Raw genomic sequence first — 23,319 nt, 5'->3', positions numbered from 1 at the left:
CCAGGATGAAGGACGGCAATAGCACGGAGGCGGAGGCGAGGCCAGTGACCGGGACAGCGCACACCTCCCTGATCGGCGTCGGCGATCAGACCGGGACCCCGGAGGCGACGGCGACCACCGAGACGGGTCCCGGCCGGCCCGCGGCCCGCGGCCGGGCCACGCTGCGGCTGCTGGGTGCCGGCGTCGCGGCGGCGGTGCTGGCGACCACCGCGGTCGCCTGCGGTGGGGGCAAGGACAAGCCGACGGGGCCGCTCAACCTCACCGTTACCCGTGGCCAGGAGGTGTCGACGCCGTTCACCTCGACGGGTGGCGAGGTCATCCTCGACCTGGGCACGGCGTCGCCGGAGGCATCCTGGGGGACGAACGGCGGCGAGTCCGCGGTCATCTCGCTCTACGTCGACGACACCTACACGACGGACGTCGTCATCCCGGCGTCGTTCCCGATCCCCCGCAGCCTCGACCTGGGCAACGTGCCAGCCGGCAGCCACACGCTGAAGGTGAGGTTCGCCGATGACCGTTCCCCGGCCGCCACGCACACGGCCAACCTCACCGGCCTGAAGTTCCGCACCGTCACCGCCGCCGACGCCGGTTTCGCCGCCACCCAGTACGCCCCCATCATCTACGGGCGCAGCGGCCAGGGAGTGACGCCGGACGTCAACGGGCCGTTCCAGAGCGCGGTGACCGACACGCCGATGGTCGCGTTCCACACCGAGGCCACCTCGCCGAGCACCGGCAACAAGATCTACCGCTACTCGGTCATCTACTCGAACGAGGACGGCGCCGCCTCCGTCCCGGAGACGCTCGCCCAGTGGGGGCGCAGCACCGACATCGCCTGGGTCTACCAGGTGGAGGTCAACGCCGCCGGCCAGGCCGTCCCCGGAAGCGCCGCCGTCCAGGGCCAGGACGGCTCCACCGTCCCGTTCACCGGCGGCTACGAGGGCGCGCACCCCGTCATCCAGATCTGCGGGCTCGCCAACAACGTGTGCGGGAAGACGGACGGGCAGATGCGCTTCTCGCTGTCCGCGCTCGACAGCCTCGACCCGCGCAGCGAGGCGCCCGAAGGGATCATGGACCGCAATCCGTGGACCTACTGGATGATGTCGCAGGAACTCGTCCGCGAGGGCAAGACCGCCGAGGACCCGATCGACGACCCGTCCGCGAGCCCGACCGAGTCGGCCGGTGACCCGCGGTCCTACCTCTACCTGGTGCTGCGCAAGTCCACCCAGGGCACACCCAACACCGACGCGGCCTGGGTAGGGGTTTCGGTCGGCGTCAAGCTGGCCGGCAACCCGACGATCTACCGGTCGGACCTCGGGGTGGCGAAGTGGTCGCTTCGGCGCGACGAGCCGGCCGCGACCGCGATCGAGCTGCCGCCGGGATCTGTGGCCGAGGACATCGAGCAGATTCGCGCGATCCGGGTCGTCGGCACCGGTCGGGACAGCAGGGCGACGGTCCAGGTCGAGTCGATCGAGCGGGCGTTCTTCCTGGACGCCGACTACAAGCCGCAGGAGTCATTCCTGTTCGCGCCGGTAAAGGCCACGCTCACGTCGGCAAGCCCGGCCGTGACCCTGCTCGACCGCGCGAACGGACCGATCATCCGGACCAGCGCGTCCCCGACGGGGTCCGCCGACCCGAACGCGACGCCGTCGGCGACCGACACCGGGCTGCTGCCCGGTGTCACGATCGCCCCGAGCATGCCGTTGAACCTGCCCGGGAAGTCGCCGTCGGCGACCGCCACCCAGCCGTCCGCCCCGAGGTCCACCGACGCGACGCGAGCGGCAGCGCCGACGCCGACGACAACGCCCTGACGTTCCGTTCGTCCGCGCCCGCGGGCCGGCCCCAGCGGGGCTGGCCCGCGGGCGCGCCCTGGGCCTGGTCCTGACCCTGAGCCGGGTCTCAGCCCGCGACCGCGGACGCGGTCGGCGCGGGCGAGCCTCCCGACCCGGCGGCGGCATCCGCGACGCGGGTGCCGGGCGATGACAGCCGCGCCCAGGCCGTGTCGGCGGCGTCCAGCGAGGTGCTGGTCTCGGTCAGCAGGGTGGACGGGGGTACCTGGGTGCCGTCGAAGAGCTGCGCGCAGGATCGTGTGGCCCGCGTGAACGCGCGCAGGCCGTCCGTCCATGCCTGGCCCGCGTCGCCGGCCGGCGCCGCGACGCCGGCGCCGTCGGCGGCGGTCGCGTGCGTCTCCAGCAGGGCGCACGCGGGTTGGAGCGCCATCCCGTTGGCCTGGGCGATCGCCGTGCGGACGTCCGCCTCGGCCTGGCCGATGTCCTTGCGGTAGCCGTCGATCGCGGCGTACCACTCGTCGAGGTCGGGACCGGTGTCGGCCGGGGACTCGACAGCCGCTGCGGCGACCGTCGCCGGGGGCGGGGCGCCGACGGGCGTACCGCCGCCGCCGGTACCGCCGTAGACCAGGACCACGGCCCCCACCGCCACGACTCCGGCCCCGGCCAGGATCGTCAGTCCCCGGCGCCGTTCCGAGACGCTGAGCTCGTCCCAGGTCCGGTACTCCTTGCGCCGCCCCGCCACCCCGGCTCCTTGCGATCAGACCCACCCCGTGCCCCCCGGCGTCACCGAGGGTCGCGACCATGCCTCGACCGCGCCAGCGCGGGCCCAGGAGTCGGCCACCCTCAGGACAGACGCGCGGCCTCGGGTCTACGTTGTCCCGCCACGCGAGGCGCCGTCTCGTCCCACGCTGGGCGTTTTGCCGACGTTCCAGGAACCATGGGTTAAGTGGCACTCCAGTGGGACGAACATCCCGTTGGACCACCTGGTTCGGAGTGGATATGAGCCGCCCGGGGCGGTGGGCGGTGGTTGGCCGAGCTAGTCGAGGAGGTCGGGCTCGCGCCGGGTGATCTGGTCCCACAGGGGCTGGAAGTTCAGCCAGCCGGTGAGCGGGTTCCCGTTGAGGTCGTGGGTGAGCCGGGCGTTGTCGTGGGCGATGTGCTTCACCGTGCCCGCGGCCTTCGCCAGCAGTTGCACCTGCGCCGAACGCTCCATCGTGATGAACCACCAGGCGGCCGTGTCGACCGAGTCGCCCACGGTCAGCAAGCCGTGGTTGGCGAGGATGACGGCCTTGTGCCCACCAAGCGCCGCCGCGATCCGCTTGCCCTCGTCGAGGTCGAGCACGACGCCGCCGAACTCCTCGAACAGGCCGTGGTCCTCGTAGAACGCGCACGCGTCCTGCGTGATGGGCTCGAGCAGCTGGCCGAGGGTGGACAGCGCCCGGCCGTGGGGCGAGTGGCTGTGCGCCGCGGCGACGACGTCCGGCCGGGCCTGGTGGATCTGGGAGTGGATCGCGAACGCGGCCGGGTTCACCGGGTAGCGGCCCTCGATCGTCTCACCGGCCTGGTTGACCAGGATCAGGTCGCTCACCCGGATGTGGGAGAACGAGACGCCGAACGGGTTGACCCAGAAGTGATCGGTGAGCTCCGGGTCGCGCGCGGAGATGTGGCCCGCGACGCCCTCCTCGAAGCCGAACCAGCCGAATATCCGCAGGGCGGCGGCGAGCCGCTCCTTGCGGTGCTGGCGCTCCTGCTCGACGGTCTCGAACGTCGGCGGCAGCCGGAAGATCAGGTTGTCAGCCATGCCACTAGCGCACCACATGGCCTCCATGAGCCCGACACCGGATCGGCCAAAGGCACTGGTGACGTGCCTGTCGACCCGGTGCGAGCATCCGCAGGTCACTGACGGCAGAATCCCCGAGTCGTGGGCACTCGGGTCATTGAGAACTACCTCATCGACATGGACGGCGTCCTCGTGCACGAGGCGCAACTCGTCCCGGGCGCGGACCGGTTCCTCGCCTCGATCACGGCCGCGGGCCTCGGCTACCTGGTCCTGACCAACAACTCGATGTTCACGGCCCGGGACCTGCAGGCCCGGCTGCGTGGCTCGGGCCTCGACATCCCGGCCGACCGGATCTGGACGTCGGCGCTGGCCACCGCCAGGTTCCTCGACGCCCAGCGCCCCGGCGGGACCGCCTACGTCGCCGGCGAGGCCGGGCTGACGACGGCGCTGCACGAGATCGGGTACGTCCTCACCGACCGCTCGCCCGACTACTTCGTGCTCGGCGAGACCCGGACGTACAGCTTCGAGACGATCACCAAGGCGATCCGGCTGGTCCGCGACGGTGCCCGGTTCATCGCGACGAACCCCGACCCGACCGGCCCGTCCACCGAGGGCCTGCTGCCGGCGACCGGCTCGGTCGCGGCGATGATCACCAAGGCGTCCGGTGTCGAGCCCTACTACGTGGGCAAGCCCAACCCGCTGATGATGCGCACCGGTCTCAACCGCCTCTCCGCGCACAGCGAGACCACCGTCATGATCGGCGACCGGATGGACACCGACGTGATCGCGGGCCTCGAGGCCGGCATGGACACCGTCCTGGTCCTGTCCGGCATCACCGCCCGCGCCGACATCGGGCGCTACCCCTTCCGCCCGACCGCCGTCGTCGGCAGCGTCGCCGACATCCAGGTCGGCCAGGACGTCCGCACCCTGACGCAGGACGTCGAACAGGTGTAGCGCTTCGTCCCGGCAGCGCCTCGTCCTGGCAGCGCTTCGTCCCGGCCACCGCTCGCAACGGGCAGGCCACGCCTTACCGGTGCCTCACTCGACCTGGAGTGCCATCCGGAGGAAGTCGCGCTCGGGCGGCAGCTGCGAGCCGGCGTCGATCCGCACCTGGTGCAGCGTGCCGGTCCACGGGAACGGCGGGTCGTAGCCCTCGCTGACCGGCAGGCCGCGATCGGCGCCGAGCGTGATCGACGTGCCGCCGTGCTGCCAGACGAACGGCAGCGTGTGGTCGACGTGGATGGTCCCGACCGCCTCACCGTCGACGACGGCGTCGACGTGCAGGCCGCCCGCCGGCTCGGGCCGCAGCACCAGCCCGGCCCAGTGCCGGCCGGTGGGCAGCGGCCGGCCGGCCACCACCTCGAGGTCCGCGCCGGGAATGGCCGCCGCGACGCGCAGCGTCCCGTCCACGACGTAGGCGGCGAACCCACCGGTCCAGTCGCCGAGGGCGAACAGCACCCCGGCGGCTCGTTCCGCCGGGTCCGGGACCTCGACGTCGGCGATGATCCGGGCGCCGCCGAACATCAGCGGCAGCGAGTCGTCCGAGACCGGCCCGCCCTCCGGTCGAAGCACCACGGTCTGCGCCGGCGGGTAGGCGCGGGGCAGGAGCGTAGCGATCCGTTTGAGCATGCCGTCGTACAGCGGAAGCACGTTGTTCGCGCCCGCCTCGACGTACCACTGCCGCTCCAACCGCGCCACCACCTCGGGATGGTCGTCGGCTACGTCGTGCGCCTCGGAGAAGTCGTCCGCCAGCCGGAACAGGGACCAGCGGTCGTCGTCGAAGTGCCGGCTGCCCTCCATCAGCCGTTCCTCGTCGATGACCCCCTCCGAGACGTGGTCGGTGGTCGCCTTCCAGCCGTCGGCGATGATCGAACGGGAGCCGAGCATCTCGAAGTACTGCGTCGTGCGCGGGCTCGGCGCCGCCGGGTCGGTGAAGGTCGGCCGGAGGCTCGCGCCCGCGATCCGCTGCTGGCGCACACCGTCGACCGAATCGGGCAGCTCGATCCCGCAGGCGTCGAGAACCGTCGGCAGGACGTCGATCGCGTGGCCGACCTGGCCGCGCACGCCGCTCGCCGCCTGGACGGCACCGGCGTCGATGCCGGCCGGCCAGTGCACGATCATCGGCACCCGGGTGCCACCGAGCCAGGTGTAGCGCTTCCACAGCCGGAACGGCGTGTTGCCGGCCCAGGCCCAGCCCCAGGCGTAGTGCGGGTAGCCGCGCCGGCCGCCCCAGTCGTCCAGCCGGGCGAGGTTGTCGGTGAGGTCGTCGACGACCCGGTGGGTGAAGGTGTGCTCGTTGGACGTGCCGCTCACGCCGCCCTCGGCGCTCGCGCCGTTGTCGGACATCACGAACAGCAGCGTGTTGTCGAGCACGCCGAGCCGTTCGAGCGCTTCGACGACCTTCCCGATCTGCGCGTCGGTGTGCGAGAGGAACCCGGCGTACACCTCGTGCATGCGGGCGAAGACCCGGCGCTGGTCTGCGCTCAGGTCCGCCCAGCCGGGAACCCAGGACGGCCGCTCGGTGAGCGTCGTGCCCGCCGGAACGACCCCGGAGGAGAGCTGGCGGGCGAAGACCTCCTCGCGCCAGCGGTCCCAGCCGAGGTCGAAACGGCCGGCGTAGGCGTCAGCCCAGGACCGCTCGACGTGGTGCGGCGCATGCATCGCGCCGGTGGCGAAGTAGAGGAAGAACGGCTTGCCCGGCGCCGACTCCTGCTGGTTCACCACCATCCGGACCGCCTGGTCGGCGAGGTCCTCGGTCAGGTGGTAGCCGTCGCGCGGGCCGGCGGGCGGCTCGACGTAGGAGTTGTCGCGGACCAGCTCTGGCGCCCAGTGGTTGGCGTCGCCGCGCAGGAAGCCGTAGTAGCGCTCGAATCCGAGGCCCAGCGGCCACCGGTCGAACGGGCCGGCCGAGCTGCGCTCCCCGGACGGGACGAGGTGCCACTTGCCGACCGCCATCGTGTTGTAGCCGGCGTCGCGCAGCAGGCGCGGCAGGGTCGCGGCCGAGCGGGGGATGCGGGCGGTGTAGCCGGGGTCGGTCGTCGGCAGGTCGGCGAGGAATCCCATGCCGACCGCGTGGTGGTTGCGGCCGGTCAGCAGCGCGGCGCGGGTGGGCGAGCACAGCGCGGTCACATGGAAGCGGTTGTAGCGCAACCCAGCCGCAGCGAGCCTGTCCACGGCCGGTGTGGCGATGTCGGAGCCGTAGGCGCCGAACTGGGCGAAACCGAGGTCGTCGAGAAGGATCACGACGACGTTCGGCGCGCCTGCCGGCGGCCGGGACGAGGGCGGCATGTCTGTCAGCCTCCATGCTGTGACCGACCGGATCAATCTGACGGCAGCCAACCTCCTACCAACGCACCACCCAGCGCGCGAGTTGAACACGTTCAAGTTCCTGGCTAACGTCGATGCCGACGGGTTCCGCAGACCCCCACGGAAGGCGTCCGGTGGCTGGCGACGACAGCGCGAAGCTTCATGATCAGAACGACGGCGACCACAGTGACGGCGACCACCATGACGGCGAGCGCGCCGAGGACACGAGGGGCGGGGGGGCCGGGGGGGACGCGGGGCGGGCGCAACCCCCCGGCAGGGGCGCCGCGACCCGCGCGTTGATCCTCGAAACGGCCCTGGCCTCCTTCCGAGGCCAGGGCTACGAGCGGACCACGATGCGCGGGATCGCCCAGTCGGCCGGCGTCTCGCTGGGCAACGCCTATTACTACTTCGGCTCGAAGGAACACCTGGTCCAGGAGTTCTATGACGCCATCCAGGCGGGGCACCGGCGGCGAGCGGCCGAGGCGTTGCGGTCGCCGGACCTCGCGGACCGGCTGCGCCGCGTGATCCACGCGGGGATCGACGAGATGACGCGGTACCACTCCTTCGCCGGCTCGTTCATCAAGGTGGCCATCCCGCCAGGCGCGGCGGCCAGCCCGTTCAGCCAGGAGTCGACGGCGGCCAGGGACGCCGCGATCGGGCTGTTCCGGGACGTGCTCGAAGGCCCCGCCGATCGTCCCGGCGCCGCGCGGTCCAAGGCGCCGGGCGGCCCATTGGCGCCGGACCTGCCGGAGCTGCTCTGGCTCGCCTACCTCGGCATCACCCTGTTCTGGGTCTACGACACCTCGCCCGGCCAGGTTCGCACCCGCCGGCTGGTGGACGCGATCGCGCCGTTGATCGCCCGGTCGATCGCGCTGACCAGGGTGCCCGTGCTGCGCTCCGTCGCCGACGACCTCCACGCGCTGCTGTCCGAGCTGCGCCTGCCGGGCTCGCGCCGATGATGCGGACGGCGACCTCCTTCGCCGCGCTGCCGCGAGTGTCCGCGTCGTCAGTCCCGCCAGTCGTGTCAGCCGCGGCCCCGGCGACGGGGCTGACTCCATATGGCGCGACCCTGCTCGCCCTGCTGATCGCGATCGGCATGCTCGTCGTCATGCCGTGGGGGCTCGGGCTGCTCGACCTGCGCACCCTTGACCCGCTGCGCCGCCTGTGGCCGCTGGCCGCGCTGCCCGGCGCGGTGTCGTTCCTCGTCCCGCGCGGCCCGGTGGCGGCCGCGTTGGCCGGCGTCTACGCCGCCGGGACCGTTGCCCTGCTGGCTGCCCTGCCCGAGGTCGCGGGACGCGCGACGGACGAGTTCACGCGGGTCGAGCCCGGATTCGCGCGGGTCGAGTCCGGAGACGCCGGGCGCGACGACCCGCGCCGTGGCCGGCTGCCCGCCCCGGTCCGGGCGGCCATGGCGAGCGCGCTGGTCGCACCGGTGATCGCGTCCAGCGCGCTGGTGGCCACGGGCGCGGGCTATCCGCTCTTCGGATACTCGCCGACCGTCCTCGCGCTCACCGTCGCGCACTTTCACTACGCCGGCTTCGCCGCCGCACTCATCGCCGCCCTCGTCTGTCGCGCCCTGCCCGGTGACCCACGCGCTGGGGCCGCGGCCTGGTCCGTTCCCGCCGGCACCCTGGTCGTCCTCGCCGGGTTCTTCCTCTCCGACTGGGTCGAGCTCGCCGGCGCCGTGATCCTGACGGTCGGCCTGTGGCTGGCCGCCTGGCTCACCTGGCGGCGGATCCGTCCGCGCGGCGACCGGCTGGCGCGCTGCCTGGTGGCCGTCTCGTGCGCGGTGCTCCCCCTCAGCATGGCGCTCGCGCTCAGTTGGGCGGTGGGGCGAGCGGCGGGTCTCCCCCACCTCTCGGTCACCTGGATGATCGCCACCCACGGCATCGCCAACGCACTCGGCTTCGCGGTCTGCGCCCTGCTCGCCTGGCGCAGGCTCGACCGCCCCACCCTGGCGACTTCTACCCCGGCGACTTCTAGGGAGGCACGACCATGACGGCAGGCGACCGGCCCGACGACGACCCCCGCCCCTTCACGTACAACGAGGTCGGCGCGACCAGGAACACGTCTCTTCCCGCCGCCTACCATCACCTGCTTCACCAGGTGCCCGTCGCCAGCGGTGCCGCCGGCTTCCGCGCGGCGGCCGACGCGGTGCTCACCTGGCAGATGCACCGGGCGGCGGGCCTGCGCGTACCCACTTCCGCGCCGAGAGCCGCGCCAGGGGTGGCGGTCACCTCACGGCTAGGGCTCGGACCGCTCCGGATCAGCGCTCCCTGCCGGGTCGTCTGGGCCGACGACCAGCCGGACGCGGACAGCGCCGGCTTCGCCTACGGGACGCTGCCGGGCCATCCCGAGTCGGGCGAGGAATCGTTCGTGCTCACCCGGGACGGCGACGACGTCGTGTGGCTGACCATCAGGGCGTTCAGCCGGCCGGCGACACTCCTCCCCCGCCTCGCGGGCCCGATCGGCCCGATGCTCCAGCGCTACCTCGCCACCCGGTTCGCGAAGGCCCTCCGCCGCCTATCTGACGCCACGCGCTGACGGCTGGGCGCCGCGGCGCAGATCGACCGCTGACCAGGCAGCCGCAGGGATCTTCAAGGCACTCGTACGGAATCGCCAGGCATTGCCGGCAGGGCCGGATGCGTATGAGACAAGGCGATGCCGGACTTCCAGGGAGACAAAGCGTGCGGGCCGATGGTGACGCCAGCTTTGAACAGTTCGTCGCTGACTGCGCCGAGCGGCTGCTACTGAGCGCCGTGCTGCTCGTCGGCGGTGACTGGGCCGCGGGTGAGGACCTGCTGCAGGGCGCGTTCGAGCGCACCTACCGGCACTGGGGCCGGATGAACGACCCGAAGCCGGAGGCCTACGTCCGCCGCGCCCTGGTCAACGCGGCCACCTCGCGATGGCGCCGGCTGCGGGCACGGGTCAGCGAGGTGCCGCTGCTCGCCGACGACGACTGGGCCGCCAACCCCGCCGACCAAGGTGCGGATCCGGCAGACCAGCTCGCCGCGCACGAGGCTCTCATCCGGGCGCTACGCACCCTTCCCCCCAGGCAGCGGGCCGTCCTGGTGCTGCGGTACTTCGACGATCTGCCCGAGGCCGACGTCGCCGCCACCCTCGGCTGCAGCGTCGGCACGGTCCGCTCCCAGACGTCCCGCGGCCTGGCGAAGCTGCGCGGCAGCCACCATCTGCACGGCTTCACCCCACCGGGCCGCGCACCCGCTCCCGCGCCCACCGACGGCCCGCGGGCCGACATCCTTACCAACGAGACCGGGGAAACCACCGCTGCCGCCCCGGCGATCCGGCGCTCCCGTGGGGAGGCGCGGTGACCGCCACCGACCACACCCCGGCCAATCACCCCCCGACCGACGAGGACCTGGCCAACGGCATCCACGCCCTGCGCGGCCCGCTCTCCCGCCGTGGCGCCGTCGAACCAGCCGCGTTCACCGCCGGTGTCCACGCCCGCGCCCGCCGTCGCCGGATCTCGGTCGTCGCCGGCCTCGTGGCCGTCCTCGTCGCCGCCGGCGTCGTCATTCCTCTGCGCCTGCTCGGCGGCGGGTCCGCCAGTACCGTCGTCCCCGCGACCAGCCCGTCGTCGGCCCCTCCGCCGGCGCGCGCGGGACTCCACACCCACGGCGGTGTGACCGTGACCTGGCTTCCCACCGGGATGACCCATCGCGCCGACGCCGACGCGAGGGTCTACGCCGGCCCGCGTGGGGTCGCGCCCAACAACCTGGCCTTCGCCATCGAGCTCGACGACCTTCCCCTGCTGACCGCGGCGGCCGACCTGTTCGGCCCCTTCAGCTACATCAGCGAGTTCGCCCTGCCCGGCGCCACCAACCTGGACGCGGTGGCCGGGTCCGCGTCCACCGCCCCGGCCGCCGCGCTCGCCCCCCCGGCGCTGGTCTGGGTGACCGCCACCTGGGATCGCTACAGCCCGCGGGACACCGCCGGCATCGCCGCGCAGTTAACCAACCCATCCCTCGGGCCGGTCGGGAAGGTCGACGTCACCGCGACGACCGTCGCCGGCCAGCCCGCGGTCCTGGCCAGCGCCGACACCGACACCGGCGGCCGGCCGGGCCCCGCCGACCACCGCTACCGCACCGCACTGCTGTGGACGGCGCCGGACCACACCGAGCTGGCTGTCGAGGCCGCCGGGCCGAGCCCCGTGGACCCGGCCGTCGTCGCCCGGATCGCCGCGAGGCTCACGCTCGGCCAGCGGCCGGCCCCACCGGCGCCGCCGGACGACACGACGGCGGCGGCGGTCCGCGCGGCGTTCCACGACGCCTTCGCCCCCGGTGTCCCCGACAGCCGGTGGGCCGCAGCGGTCCAGGACGCCCCGGCGTTGGCCGCGCTCCACGACGAGATCGCGGCTCGGCATCCGGGGCTCGCCGCCACGCTCTCGGTACGGGTCGATCAGATGCTCACCGTCGCCCCGGATGCGGTCTCCGCCTGGCTCCTGGTCTCGTTCACCGACCCAACGGTGCCAAGTCGGCTCGGCCAGGGGACATCCATGCCCACCGTCCCCGGCGGGGCGCCGTCCTCGCCCAACGACACCTTCGGCGAGGCGGTGCACACCGCCAACGGCTGGCAGATCAGCCGGACGAGCTACTGCCATCTGATCGGCTCTCTCGGGGCGCCGGACCTGCGCTGCCCGTCCTGACCATCGGCCGGCCGGACCCAGGTGGCCGATGGGCCGGGTGAGCCGTTCCCCGGCACGGCGGAACAAGGCGACGGAACGGAACAGGGTGACGGATCAGGGCTGTCCCGTGATCCGCCACCCCGTCGTGCGCCGTGAGCCCGAACCGAGCCGTCAGGCGAGGTGTCCCTTTCCTCTGGAGTTCCTATGGAGCCCTTATAGGACGAGGTCCTCCAGCATCGTCGTGACCAGTGCGGCGATGGGCGAGCGCTCGGAGCGGGTCAGCGTGACGTGCGCGAACAGCGGGTGGCCCTTGAGCGTCTCGATCACCGACGCGACGCCGTCGTGCCGGCCGACGCGCAGGTTGTCGCGCTGCGCCACGTCGTGCGTGAGCACCACCCGGGAACCGGCACCCAGTCGGGAGAGCACGGTCAGCAGCACACCGCGCTCCAGCGACTGCGCCTCGTCGACGATCACGAACGAGTCGTGCAGCGAGCGGCCGCGGATGTGCGTCAGCGGCAGCACCTCGAGCATTCCGCGTTCGACGACGTGGTCGATGACGTCCTCGGAGACCAGTGCGCCGAGGGTGTCGTAGACCGCCTGCGCCCAGGGCGCCATCTTCTCGTTCTCGCTGCCGGGCAGGTAGCCGAGATCCTGACCGCCGACGGCGTAGAGCGGGCGGAAGACGACGACCTTGCGATGCGCGCGGCGCTCCATCACCGCTTCGAGGCCGGCGCACAGTGCCAGCGCCGACTTGCCGGTGCCGGCCCGGCCGCCCAGCGAGACGATCCCGATCTCCGGGTCGAGCAGCAGGTCGAGGGCGACGCGCTGCTCGGCGCTGCGACCGTGCAGCCCGAACGCCTCCCGGTCGCCGCGCACCAGCTTCACCGACTTGTCCGGGCAGACCCGGCCGAGCGCGGACGCGCTGCCGCCGGCGGCGGTCAGCACCAGACCGGTGTGGCAGGGCAGCTCGGCCGCGGCCGGGAGGGTCAGGTGCTCGCCCGCGTACAGCCGGTCGAGGTCCTCCTGGCTCACCCCGAGCTCCGCCGTTCCGCCCCAGCCGGTGTCGACCGGCTGCAGCGCCCGGTACTCCTCGGCGTCGAGGCCGACGACGGAGGCCTTGACGCGAAGCGGCATGTCCTTGGTGACGAGGACGACGTCGTCGCCGTCCGCGGCCAGGTTGAGCGCGACGGAAAGGATGCGCGAGTCGTTGTCACCGACCCGGAACCCCGGTGGTAGCACTGTCGGGTCAGTGTGGTTGAGTTCTACTCGCAGGGTGCCGCCGGTCTCCAGCGGCAGCGGGTGGTCAAGCCTCCCGTGCTTTATGCGTAGGTCGTCCAGGATGCGCAGCGCCTCCCGGGCGAACCAGCCCAGTTCGGGGTGGTTTCGCTTGGCCTCCAGCTCCCCAATCACAACGAGGGGGAGCACGACGTTGTGCTCCGCGAATCGCAGCAGCGCGCGAGGGTCAGACAACAGCACGCTTGTGTCGACGACATGCGTTCGTGGCACACGCCCACCCGCTTACTAGGAGTTGTCCGGGAAGAGCCCCACAGGGGGCCGGGTCCCGGCCTCCTGGCGTTGTCGCGACTGCGGCACGTAGGGGCCTCCCAGCGGTCCAGCCCAATGCCGGACCACGACTTGAGACGTCAGGGCATCACGGTAGCCGCAGGTCGGAGCGTTGGCGACCAACTTTGCCGAACACGTCGCGAAAGTACATCGACGCCTTCCGTAACGCAGATGCCACGGCATCACCATGACCGCCGACATCGGACGCGAACCGTTACCCTGCGCATTCGCCATGAGCCATGACGTCGCCGCGTCGACGCCTGCGCGATGCGGCCGAAGGCGCTGCCGTTACGTGATACCCGTCACCCCCCGGCCACGCCGCGATCGCTGTCCAGCACGAACTCACGCCGCGCTCTATCACCCTCCGCTCATACCCAACAGAAGACGATCATCACTCAATCGGTCCCCCCGCCCAAGCCGGTCACGGACAGCTACCGGCGAGGCGCGCGGAGGCTCAGGCCGGCAGGCGCGCGCCGAGCAGGCGGCGGACCTCTTCGGCCGTGCGCGCGGGTCGCTCGCAGACGAAATGCCGGCAGACGTAGACCCCGGGCTCGGGACGGTCGACGGTGAGCGGTCCGGCCGTCACCACGACCGTGCCGGGCGTGGTGCCAAGCCGGGCGAGCCGTTCCAGGTCGGGCCGGCCGACGACGGCGACCTCGGGCGGGCCGGCGAGCAGCGCCTCCGCGACGGTGCCCGCGTGCCCGGCGAACCGGGCGTCCCTGGCGAGCAACGGGGCGAGCAGGCCGATCGTGGCCTCGGCGTCCTCGCGGTGCCCCGCCGAGCCGGTGAGCGCGGCGTAGGTGAGCAGCGCGCCGGCGAACGCCGACTGGCCCGAGGGGGTCGCCGAGTCGGAGACCTCGCGGGGCCGGCGCAGCAGCGTCGGCGCGTCGTCCGCGGTGTCGTAGAAGCCGCCGTCGGCGGCGCGGAAGCGGGCTCGGGCGACGTCGAGCAGCTGGCCCGCGAGCTCCAGCCACTCGACGGCTCCGGTCACCTGGTGCAACGCGAGAAAGCCGTCGGCGACGTTGCCGTAGTCGTCGAGCACGCCCACATTGGGACCCACCCGGCCGTCCCTGCTGGTGCGGCGCAGCCGGCCGTCGACGAGGTGCACGTCGCGCAGCAACACCGCCGCTCGCTCGGCGGCCGTCACCCACTCCGGCTCCTCGAACAGCGCGCCCGCCTCGGCGAGCGCGGCGACCGCCAGGCCGTTCCAGCTCGCCACCACCTTGTCGTCGCGCGCCGGCTGCGGGCGGGCGGCTCTCGTGGCCGCGAGCGTGGCCCGGACCCGGGCGAACCGGTCCGCGTCGTCGGGGTCCGCCGGCAGCGCGAGCACGGATGACCCATGCTCGAACGTGCCTGTCGCGGTGACCTCGAACAGGTTGGCCGCCCAGGCGGCGTCATCCGGGCCGAGCGCGTCGGCCAGCTGCCCGGGCGTCCACACGTAGCTCGCCCCCTCCACCGGCTGGTGGGGGTGGCCATCCGTGTCCGAGTCCGAGGGCGGTACCGCGTCGGCGTCCAGGGCTGAGGCGAAGCCGCCCTGCGGGGTGCGCAGATCGGTGAGCAGGAAGGCGGCCGTCTCGCGGACCACCCGCGCGGCGAGCGCGTCGCCGGTCGTCCGCCACAGGTGCAGGTAGACCCTCAGCAGCTGGGCGTTGTCGTAGAGCATCTTCTCGAAGTGCGGGACCGTCCACGTCGCGTCGACGCTGTAGCGGGCGAATCCGCCGGTGAGCTGGTCGTAGATCCCGCCGCGGGCCATCCGTTCGCAGGTGAGGGCGACCATGCCGAGCGAGCGCTCGTTCCCGGTGCGGGCGTGGTGACGCAGCAGTAGCTCGGCGACCATCGACGGCGGGAACTTCGGCGCGCCGCCGAATCCGCCGTGACGGGGGTCGAACCTGGCTGCGAGCTGGTCGACCGCGGTGTCGAGCAGCTCGCCGTCCAGCCGGATGGCCGGGCCGCGGCCACCGGCGACGGGCGCCTCGGCGGCCTCCGCGAGCTTGCGGGCGATGTCCGCGCCGGAGGACTCGATCTCCTCGCGGCGGGTGTCCCAGGCGGACGACACCGCCGAGAGGACCTGGCGGAACGAGCCCATCCCGGGCCGGGGGGTAGGCGGAAAGTAGGTGCCGGCGAAGAACGGCTCCCCCGTCGGGGTCAGGAACACCGTCATCGGCCAGCCGCCGTGCCCGGTCAGCGCCATCGTGACGTCCATGTAGACGGAGTCGACGTCCGGGCGCTCCTCCCGGTCGACCTTGATATTGACGAAATGCTCGTTCATGTAGGCCGCGGTGGTGTCGTCCTCGAACGACTCGTGCGCCATGACGTGGCACCAGTGGCAGGACGCATATCCGACCGAGAGCAGGACCGGAACCTGCCGGCTGGCCGCCTCGGCGAACGCCGCCGGCTCCCACGGCCACCAGTCGACCGGGTTGTCGGCATGCTGCAGCAGATAGGGGGACGTCTGGTCAGCCAGCCTGTTCGCCACAGAAGCTCCTTAACGCGGTCACGACACAGTCTGTGACGCTATTGCCCAACGACGCCTTCCCGCCCGCCGCGCGGGCCGACCAGGCCGACGTCGTCGGGTGGGACCTCGTTCTAGTGACGCGTTCCCCCAACCCAGCCACAGATCGTGACGGCGCATCAGCGCAGTGCCAACCCGGCCACCTCGTCAGCCCCCGATCCAGCCCAGCCACCGCCATATGCCTCGGCCCGGAACCACGTGGAGAGGGCGCTCAGCGCCCCGGACCTCCCAGATCGGCTCCGCAAGCTCCGCCGATCCGGCAGGAACCCCGAGGCGCTGCCCGGTTGTGGGCGCGGAGCGTCCAGCAACGGGAGCGCCCTAGCGGTAGATGGCGAGCATCAGCGCGACGTAGTGGCAGCAAGCCGCGACGAGGGTGAACGCGTGGAACACCTCGTGGTAGCCGAAGACCGTCGGCGACGGGTTCGGGCGGCGCAGCGCGTAGATGATCGCGCCGACGCTGTAGCAGGCGCCGCCGACGACGAGCAGGGTCAGCGTGGCGACGCCGGCGGTGTGCAGGACCTCCGGGAAGACGAAGACCGCGACCCAGCCCAGCGCGATGTAGAGGGGCACGATCAGGTAGCGCGGTGAGTGCAACCACAGCATGCGCAGGACGACGCCCAGCGCCGCCCCGCCCCAGACGACGGCCAGGATCGGCTGCGCTATGTGTCTGGGCATGGCCAGCAGCGCGAAGGGCGTGTACGTCCCCGCGATGAAAACAAAGATCATCGAGTGGTCGAGCCGCTTCATCAGCGCGCGCGCCCGTGAGGTCGACCACATGGTCCGGTGGTAGAGCGCACTCGTCCCGAACAATGCGGTGATGCTGATCGCGTAAACGCCGACCGCGAGCCGGGCGCCGAGCGTCGTCGGCAGCGCCACGGCCACCACGCCGAGCGCCAGACTTACCGGAAATGCGCCCGCATGTAGCCATCCCCGCATGCGCGGTCGCGTCAGGTCACGCGGGTGAGCCCGCTTGTCGGCGCCGTCCTCGGCGCGGTTGCCGTCAGGTCCCGGCCCGGTCGGCTGCGTCGCTGCGTGAGTGACCACGCCAGAACGATAACCGCACCCGCCCCCGAGGGCGGTGCGCCCCGGCGCACCGGGCCTGGCCAGCCCGTCCCGATGCGTGATGGATCCAACGTTTCCGCCCCCCGGCGTACCGCGCGACTGTGCATGGAAAGAGCGGTACAGTCTAATGATCCTGAACGCGGCCTCGAGCGTCCCCAGTACAGACTTCACAGGGTAGCGGCTTCCACTGTAGCCGTTGGTTTGTGACCGCCGGTACACGAGGTCGTTCGGGTGCGCAAGCTGCACCTGTATACCGAGGCGAGAACGCGGCAGGTTCGACGCGAGCGGAGGTGTGAGCTGTGACGACCGCGGCACAGATTCCCGGGCTGGATGCCGCCCCGACCAAGCACGCCAGGTTGATCGCCTGGGTGCGCGAGATCGCCGAACTCACTCAGCCGGACCGGGTGGAGTGGTGCGACGGCTCCGCCGAGGAGTTCGACCGGCTCACCAGCCTGCTCATCGAGCGCGGGACCTTGGTGAAGCTTAACGAGGAGAAACGTCCCAACAGCTTCTACGCCGCCTCCGACCCGAACGATGTCGCCCGCGTCGAAGACCGGACATACATCTGTTCGGAGAATCGCGAGGACGCCGGTCCGACAAACAACTGGGTCGAGCCAGAGAAAATGCGCGGCACACTTCGCGGCTTGTTCAGCGGGTGTATGCGAGGCCGCACCATGTACGTTGTGCCCTTCTGCATGGGGCCACTCGGATCGCGTATCTCCGCTCTCGGCGTCGAAATCACCGACTCTGCATATGTGGCGATCTCGATGCGCACGATGACGCGCATGGGCGCCCCGGCACTCGAGCAGCTAGGTGAGGACGGCTTCTTCGTGCCGGCGGTGCACTCGCTTGGTGCCCCGCTGGAGCCCGGACAGGAAGACGTTCCGTGGCCGTGCAACACCACGAAGTACATCGTGCACTACCCGGAGACCCGGGAGATCTGGTCGTACGGCTCGGGCTACGGCGGCAACGCGCTGCTCGGCAAGAAGTGCTACGCGCTGCGGATCGCCTCGGTGATGGCGCGGGACGAGGGCTGGCTCGCCGAGCACATGCTGATCCTCAAGCTCACCTCCCCGAAGGGCCAGGTTCGCTACGTCGCGGCGGCCTTCCCGTCGGCGTGCGGCAAGACCAACCTGGCGATGCTCATCCCGACGATCCCCGGCTGGAAGGCCGAGACGGTCGGCGATGACATCGCCTGGATGCGCTTCGGCGAGGACGGCCGGCTCTACGCCGTCAACCCGGAGGCAGGCTTCTTCGGCGTCGCGCCCGGCACCGGTGTCGACACCAACCCGAACGCGATCGCGTCCCTGTGGGGGAACGCGGTCTACACCAACGTCGCCCGCACCGACGACGGCGACGTCTGGTGGGAGGGACTGACCAAGGACAAGCCCGCCCACCTGATCGACTGGAAGGGCCGCGACTGGACGCCGGACTCGCCCGAGCCCGCCTCGCACCCGAACGCCCGGTTCACCGTCCCCGCCGGCCAGTGCCCGACCATCGCCGACGAGTGGGAGGACCCGCGCGGCGTGCCGATCTCGGCGATCCTGTTCGGCGGCCGCCGGGCCACGGCGGTGCCGCTGGTGACGGAGGCACCCGACTGGCGGCGCGGCGTGTTCTTCGGCTCGATCGTCTCCTCGGAGACGACGGCGGCACAGGCCGGCGCGATCGGCCAGCTGCGCCGCGACCCGTTCGCGATGCTGCCGTTCTGCGGCTACAACATGGCCGACTACTTCGCCCACTGGCTCTCGGTCGGGCAGAAGGCTGACGCCTCGAAGCTGCCGCGGATCTACTACGTCAACTGGTTCCGCAAGAGCCCCGAGGGCAAGTACCTGTGGCCGGGCTACGGCGAGAACAGCCGCGTGTTGGCCTGGATCGTCGGCCGGCTGGAGGGCGAGGCGGACGGCGTCGAGTCCGCGCTCGGCGTCCACCCGACGACGGAGTCGTTCGACACGGAAGGCCTGGACGTCTCCGAGACCGACCTCACGGCCCTGCTCACCCTCGACACCGAGGTGTGGAAGCAGGAGGCCGCCCTGATCCCGCAGCACTACGACACCTTCGGCGACCGCCTCCCCGCCGAGCTCTGGGCCGAGCACGAGGCCCTGGTGGAGCGACTGGGCAGCTAGCCACCACCCCGGCCGACGCCTGACCCAGGCCGACCCGCCCTACGCCCGATCCGGCTCGCGCCCGACGATCGCCCCCGCTGCTCCCATCGGCGGGGGCGATCGCCGTTTCCGCCCTCCGGTGGTCGTCGAGCGGGCCGGTTCACAACCACGGCAGGGCACAGACAGCGTCAAGCTACCGCCGGCGGATTCGCTCGCCGCCTCGGCCGGCGTCCGGTTTATCCGGTTCCGGCGGGCGGGGGATCCTGGCACCATGGGTTCATGCCCGAGGAGCCTGTCGCACGCGTGCCCCAGGAGCGGGCCGCGCGCGCGGTCCGCCCGGGCTTCGCGTTGCCCGAGACCGAGCTGCGCTGGCGGTTCTCCCGCTCGTCCGGTCCCGGCGGCCAAGGAGTGAACACCACCGACAGCCGGGCCGAGGTCCGCTTCGACGTCGCTCGCTCGCGTGCCATCCCCGAACCGCTGCGCGAACGAGCTCTTGCCCGCCTGGCCGGGCGCCTGGTGGACGGTGATCTCGTCGTCACGTCCTCCGAGCAGCGCTCCCAGCTGCGCAACCGCGAGGCGGCGCTCGACCGGCTCGTCTCGCTGCTCCACGACGCCACCGCGCCGCCGCCCCGGCGCCGCCGCCCCACCAAGCCCAGCAGGGGCTCCGTCGAGCGCCGCCTGGACACCAAACGCCGCCGCTCGGCGACCAAGCGCACCCGCCGGCCGGGCGCCTCCGACGCCGACGGGTAGGACGTCGACGGGTAGGACGTCGACCGCTCGTACACCCGCCTGTTCAGGCACCCGGTTGCTCGGAGATCGACTGCTCAGACACCGGGCCGCCCGGACATCCCGACATCCGGGTGTCCGAGCGGCCGACGGGTGGTCGTCACGTGTTGGAGGTCGTACGGAACGGGTCGTGCTCGGCGAGCAGGCGCTCGAGGCGGACCTGGTCCACCCGGCTGACCACGCTGGCCGTCTCCTGATGGTCGCGCACGCACTTGGCGAGCGTGAACGTCGAGGTGACGACGTAGAGCAGGCCGAGCCCCAGGAGCCCGCGCATCCAGGCGTCGCCGGGCAGATACGCGATGGCGACCAGGACCGAGACGGTCGAGACGGCGAAGGACAGGATGGACTGCACGAAGAATGACGTGGTCGTCCGCGAAGCCGGTGGTTTCGTCATGCGGCCAGTGTCGGGACGAACGCGGCGGCCGACCTGAGCCAGAGCACACACGATGTCCTGAGTAAGTACGCTCAGGTGCGTTCTGACCGCTTCTGCGAGACTGGCGCCGTGTCTGGCGGCAGGAGCGCGACAATGGCGGGCGGCGCCGACGACACGGTGTCGGACGGCGCCGACGGCGCGGTATTGGGAGCGGCACCCGGTGGGCGGCAGCCCTTCCACGCTTCGAGCACCCGGCTGACCGAGCTGGGCGTGGTGATCACCGGTCGTGGCCCGGATGGCGTGCGTGGCGCGCTGTGGCGGTCGCTCTCGGTGTTCCGGTGGGTGTCGCTGGGCTATGCGGCCGTCGCCGGGGCGGCGCGGCTCGACGACGCCTACCGGCCGGCGCTGGGCGTCGGCCTGCTGGGTGTGATGGTCGGCTGGTCGGCGGCGCTGTCCGTGCTGGTGCCCCGTGCCAACCGAGGGAACCGGTCTCGCCTGCTGCACGGCCTCGTCCTCGCCGACGTAGCGGTCTGCGCTGGCCTGGTGGCCGGCGCCGAGCTCGTCGGCCCGCGGGCGAGCCATGCCCTGCCGATGATGTGGGTGACGAGCGGTGTGTTCAGCGCCGCGCTGCTCTGGGGCGCGGCGGGCGGGATCGCGAGCGGGCTGCTGATGTCGGCCATCTTCATCGCCGAGTGGCGGATGCTGACCGACGCGCTGGTGGGCACGAGCATGCTGCTCCTCGTCTCGGGCGCGGTGGCCGGGCACCTCAGCCGCACGGCGCTGCGCGCCCAGGCGGCGCTCACCGACGTGCTGGAGGCGCGCGCCGGTGACGCCGAGCGCGAGCGGCTGGCACGCCGGGTGCACGACGGCGTGCTGCAGGTCCTCGCGCTGATCGCCCGGGAGGCACCACGAGGAATGCCGACAGCGGAGGTGGCGAGGCTCGCCGCCGAGCAGGAGGCCCTGCTGCGCGACCTGTTGCGCACTCCAGGCCCCGGCGGGCCGGCGACGACCGCCCAGGGCACCGCGCCCGTCCTCCTGGCAGGTCCCGGCAGGTCGAACGGGCCGGTGGGCCGGAGCGGTGCCGCTGGCACCGACCTCGCGGAGGCGCTGCTGGCCCTGGCGCACGCCACCGGTGAGCCAGCCACCGGGCGACCGGCCCGGCGGCTGGTGGTGACGGTCGCTACTCCTGGGGTCCCGGTGCTCCTGCGGGCGGACCGGGCCGCCGAGGTCGTCGCGGCGGTGCGGGCGGCGCTGGACAACGTCGCCCGGCATGCCGGGGCTGGTGCGTTGGCCTGGGTGCTGCTGGAAGACGATGGTGACGAGGTCGCCGTGACGGTTCGCGACGATGGTGTCGGTATCGCGCCGGGACGGCCCGAGCAGGCGGCGGCCGAGGGGCGCCTTGGCCTCGCGGTCAGCGTCCGCGGGCGCATCCGTGACCTGGGTGGCGAGGTCGCGGTGTCCGGCCGCCCCGGCCAGGGAACGGAGGTCGAGCTGCGTGTCCCCCGATGAGCCGGCGGGATCTGGCGCGACACCCGCGGGGTCGGGACCGCCGGGCGACGCCGCGCCAGAGCAGCCGCGGCGGATCGTGGTCGTGGACGACCACCCGCTGTGGCGCGACGCGCTGAGCCGGGACCTCGACGCCTCGGGCTTCCGGGTGGTCGGCACCGCCGGGTCGGTCGCGCAGGCGCTGCGCGTGGTGGCGGCGACCAGGCCGGACATCGTCGTGCTGGACCTCTCGCTGCCCGACGGCTCCGGGGTCGAGGTGATCCGTGGCCTGCGGGCGCAGGCCGGCGCGACCGGGTTTCGCGGGTCGGTGCTCGTCGTCTCCGCGTCCGGCGAGCAGGCGGACGTCCTGACGGCCGTCAAGTCCGGGGCGTCGGGCTACCTGGTCAAGTCGGCGCGTCCCGAGGAGCTCGTGGACGCGGTGCGCCGGACGGCCGCGGGCGAACCGGTCTTCAGCGCGGGCCTCGCGGCGCTGGTCCTCGGCGAGATGTCCCGCGCCGCCAGGGAACCGAGCCCCGCCCCCGGGAGGTCGGCGGCCGCGCCCCGGCTGACCGCCCGCGAGGTCGAGGTGCTGCGTCTCGTCGCCAAGGGCCTGACCGCGAGGGACGCCGCCGACCGCCTCGGGGTCTCCCCCCGCACCGTGCAGAATCACGTCCACAACGTCCTCAGCAAGCTTCAACTTCGCAACCGGGTGGAACTGGCCCGTTTTGCCGTCCGGGAGGGCTACGATGACCCCTCCTGACCGCCGATCGCCTCCAGCCACGGGCATCGCCACGGTGGTCGTCCGGCTCGGCGGTCCCGGGGACGACACCGTCAGGCCCGACGGGCGCGCCGCCGACCTCGTCGACGCCACCGAGTCGCTGTCGACCCTCAAGGCGGAGGGGCGTTGCCTCTGGCTTGGCGCGGACGAGACGGTCGCGATCGAGCGGGTGACGCTCGACGCCGCCGGCGACGCCTACGGCGGCCATGTCTCGTTCCCGATCGGAGACTTCCTGCCGCTACCCGAGGGGCCGGGCGATGACGGCGTCGTGCCGGAGATAGACATCGAGGGCATCGACCGAGCCGGCGGCTACCTCTGGTTCGTCGGCTCGCACAGTCTGACCCGCAGGCGGGTGAAGCCGGGCCATGCCACCGAGAAGGCCCTGCTCCGGCTCGCCAAGGTCGCCAGGAACCGCAACCGTTTCCTGATCGGGCGCATCCCCGTGGTGACGGCCGGCGGCCTGCCGACGCTCGTCGCGTCCGCGCCCGACCCCACCCGGCCAGGCACCCGGCTCACCGCCGCCGCGCTTGGTCTGCGCAGGCGGACCCGGCTGACGACGGCGCTCGCCGACGACGAGCATCTCGGCCGCTTCTTGAAGATCCCCAGCAAGGACAACGGCCTGGACGTCGAAGGCCTCGCCGTCGCCGGCGAGAGGATCTACGTCGGCCTGCGCGGCCCGGTGCTGCGCGGGTGGGCCGTCGTCCTCGAACTGCGCCTGGTCGACGGCCCTGGCCAGCACCTGCTGCTCGCCCCCGTCGACGGCCGCCGGCCTCGCGCGACCGGCGTGCCCTACCGCAAGCACTTCCTCGATCTCGACGGTCTCGGCGTCCGCGACCTCCTGGCGCACGGCGACGACCTTCTTCTCCTCGCCGGCCCGACGATGGACCTGGACGGCCCGGTCCGCGTCTACCGTTGGCGCGGCGCGGCCCATGCGCGCGCCAGCGTCGTGGTCACCGGCAACCAACTCGAGAAGGTCCTCGACATTCCCTATGGGGACGGCGTCGATCACGCGGAGGGCATCACCCACGCCCCCGGCGACGACGGGACGCTCCTGGTCGCCTACGACAGCCCGTCCCCCCGCCGCCGTCCCCGCCCCCATGAGGTACTTCTCGACCGGATCCCCCTCCCCGGCTCCTGACA

General features: G+C 72.4%; 19 protein-coding genes. 12 read left to right on the top strand and 7 right to left on the bottom strand.

The genetic code is table 11. The annotated features are described in order from the left end of the window. Positions 1–44 precede the first annotated feature (44 nt). Positions 45–1,808, top strand: a complete 1,764-nt coding sequence (locus FRCN3DRAFT_RS43670) for a hypothetical protein (protein WP_232793991.1) — start codon at positions 45–47, stop codon at positions 1,806–1,808. 88 nt (positions 1,809–1,896) lie between these two features. On the opposite strand, the gene FRCN3DRAFT_RS0209955 is transcribed toward FRCN3DRAFT_RS43670, so the two are convergent. Together FRCN3DRAFT_RS0209955 and FRCN3DRAFT_RS0209950 are read right to left on the bottom strand one after the other, a co-directional pair. Continuing rightward, entirely contained in the window at positions 1,897–2,529 is a 633-nt protein-coding gene (locus tag FRCN3DRAFT_RS0209955; protein WP_007511537.1) for a hypothetical protein, read from the bottom strand. Positions 2,530–2,823: 294 nt separating this feature from the next. Further along, on the bottom strand, positions 2,824–3,588 hold the full coding sequence (locus FRCN3DRAFT_RS0209950; RefSeq protein ID WP_106410171.1) for a class II aldolase/adducin family protein: 765 nt from the start codon (positions 3,586–3,588) through the stop codon (positions 2,824–2,826). A gap of 120 nt (positions 3,589–3,708) precedes the next feature. On the opposite strand from FRCN3DRAFT_RS0209950, the gene FRCN3DRAFT_RS0209945 reads away from it, so the two are divergent. Beyond that, positions 3,709–4,521: an HAD-IIA family hydrolase gene (locus FRCN3DRAFT_RS0209945; RefSeq protein ID WP_007511532.1), complete on the top strand. Its 813-nt coding sequence runs from the start codon at positions 3,709–3,711 to the stop codon at positions 4,519–4,521. 84 nt (positions 4,522–4,605) lie between these two features. Here FRCN3DRAFT_RS0209945 and FRCN3DRAFT_RS0209940 read toward each other — a convergent pair whose 3' ends face one another. Continuing rightward, positions 4,606–6,855 carry an arylsulfatase gene (locus tag FRCN3DRAFT_RS0209940; RefSeq protein WP_007511529.1) on the bottom strand — a complete coding sequence of 750 codons (2,250 nt, stop codon included), beginning with the start codon at positions 6,853–6,855 and terminating at the stop codon, positions 4,606–4,608. A 152-nt stretch (positions 6,856–7,007) separates the two neighbouring features. On the opposite strand from FRCN3DRAFT_RS0209940, the gene FRCN3DRAFT_RS43665 reads away from it, so the two are divergent. The 5 genes from FRCN3DRAFT_RS43665 (at position 7,008) to FRCN3DRAFT_RS0209915 (ending at position 11,539) form a co-directional block, all read left to right on the top strand. Beyond that, positions 7,008–7,832, top strand: coding sequence for a TetR/AcrR family transcriptional regulator (locus FRCN3DRAFT_RS43665; protein ID WP_007511527.1), 825 nt, complete (start codon positions 7,008–7,010; stop codon positions 7,830–7,832). A gap of 62 nt (positions 7,833–7,894) precedes the next feature. Then, positions 7,895–8,872, top strand: coding sequence for a YndJ family protein (locus FRCN3DRAFT_RS0209930; protein ID WP_232793990.1), 978 nt, complete (start codon positions 7,895–7,897; stop codon positions 8,870–8,872). Beyond that, complete coding sequence (locus FRCN3DRAFT_RS0209925; protein ID WP_007511523.1) at positions 8,869–9,417, top strand: DUF1990 domain-containing protein; 549 nt, start codon at positions 8,869–8,871, stop codon at positions 9,415–9,417. Before FRCN3DRAFT_RS0209930 ends, FRCN3DRAFT_RS0209925 begins: the two co-directional genes overlap by 4 nt. Positions 9,418–9,560: 143 nt before the next feature. Continuing rightward, positions 9,561–10,205, top strand: coding sequence for a SigE family RNA polymerase sigma factor (locus FRCN3DRAFT_RS0209920; protein ID WP_007511521.1), 645 nt, complete (start codon positions 9,561–9,563; stop codon positions 10,203–10,205). Further along, complete coding sequence (locus tag FRCN3DRAFT_RS0209915) at positions 10,202–11,539, top strand: hypothetical protein (RefSeq protein WP_007511519.1); 1,338 nt, start codon at positions 10,202–10,204, stop codon at positions 11,537–11,539. Before FRCN3DRAFT_RS0209920 ends, FRCN3DRAFT_RS0209915 begins: the two co-directional genes overlap by 4 nt. Positions 11,540–11,731: 192 nt before the next feature. Here the strand turns inward: FRCN3DRAFT_RS0209915 and phoH2 are convergent, their stop codons facing one another. From phoH2 to trhA, 3 genes are all read right to left on the bottom strand, one after another. Beyond that, positions 11,732–13,024: an RNA 5'-3' helicase PhoH2 gene (gene phoH2, locus FRCN3DRAFT_RS0209910; protein ID WP_007511516.1), complete on the bottom strand. Its 1,293-nt coding sequence runs from the start codon at positions 13,022–13,024 to the stop codon at positions 11,732–11,734. A 511-nt stretch (positions 13,025–13,535) separates the two neighbouring features. Then, positions 13,536–15,557 (bottom strand): thioredoxin domain-containing protein, encoded by a 2,022-nt coding sequence (locus FRCN3DRAFT_RS0209905; protein WP_007511514.1) that lies wholly within the window; start codon positions 15,555–15,557, stop codon positions 13,536–13,538. Positions 15,558–15,911: 354 nt separating this feature from the next. Beyond that, positions 15,912–16,637: a PAQR family membrane homeostasis protein TrhA gene (gene trhA, locus FRCN3DRAFT_RS52880; protein WP_198535957.1), complete on the bottom strand. Its 726-nt coding sequence runs from the start codon at positions 16,635–16,637 to the stop codon at positions 15,912–15,914. A gap of 317 nt (positions 16,638–16,954) precedes the next feature. On the opposite strand from trhA, the gene FRCN3DRAFT_RS0209895 reads away from it, so the two are divergent. After that, positions 16,955–18,778, top strand: coding sequence for a phosphoenolpyruvate carboxykinase (GTP) (locus FRCN3DRAFT_RS0209895; protein ID WP_007511511.1), 1,824 nt, complete (start codon positions 16,955–16,957; stop codon positions 18,776–18,778). 258 nt (positions 18,779–19,036) lie between these two features. Further along, positions 19,037–19,507: an alternative ribosome rescue aminoacyl-tRNA hydrolase ArfB gene (gene arfB / locus FRCN3DRAFT_RS0209890; protein ID WP_083401410.1), complete on the top strand. Its 471-nt coding sequence runs from the start codon at positions 19,037–19,039 to the stop codon at positions 19,505–19,507. 136 nt (positions 19,508–19,643) lie between these two features. Here the strand turns inward: arfB and FRCN3DRAFT_RS0209885 are convergent, their stop codons facing one another. Continuing rightward, positions 19,644–19,937 carry a YiaA/YiaB family inner membrane protein gene (locus FRCN3DRAFT_RS0209885; protein WP_007511505.1) on the bottom strand — a complete coding sequence of 98 codons (294 nt, stop codon included), beginning with the start codon at positions 19,935–19,937 and terminating at the stop codon, positions 19,644–19,646. Between the two features lie 132 nt (positions 19,938–20,069). On the opposite strand from FRCN3DRAFT_RS0209885, the gene macS reads away from it, so the two are divergent. Genes macS through FRCN3DRAFT_RS0209870 form a run of 3 tightly spaced genes read left to right on the top strand, consistent with a single transcriptional unit; the run spans position 20,070 to position 23,317 of the window. Continuing rightward, complete coding sequence (gene macS, locus FRCN3DRAFT_RS0209880; RefSeq protein WP_007511503.1) at positions 20,070–21,425, top strand: MacS family sensor histidine kinase; 1,356 nt, start codon at positions 20,070–20,072, stop codon at positions 21,423–21,425. Then, positions 21,412–22,161 (top strand): response regulator, encoded by a 750-nt coding sequence (locus FRCN3DRAFT_RS0209875; protein WP_007511502.1) that lies wholly within the window; start codon positions 21,412–21,414, stop codon positions 22,159–22,161. The genes macS and FRCN3DRAFT_RS0209875 overlap by 14 nt, the downstream gene beginning before the upstream one ends. Beyond that, positions 22,148–23,317: a DUF3616 domain-containing protein gene (locus FRCN3DRAFT_RS0209870; protein WP_007511500.1), complete on the top strand. Its 1,170-nt coding sequence runs from the start codon at positions 22,148–22,150 to the stop codon at positions 23,315–23,317. Before FRCN3DRAFT_RS0209875 ends, FRCN3DRAFT_RS0209870 begins: the two co-directional genes overlap by 14 nt. Positions 23,318–23,319 lie beyond the last annotated feature (2 nt).

This window comes from Pseudofrankia saprophytica (assembly GCF_000235425.2).
Classification (GTDB): Bacteria; Actinomycetota; Actinomycetes; order Frankiales; family Frankiaceae; genus Pseudofrankia; species Pseudofrankia saprophytica.
The sequence above is the reverse complement of the archived record's forward strand: the minus strand, read 5'-3'. Positions and strand labels throughout refer to the sequence as shown.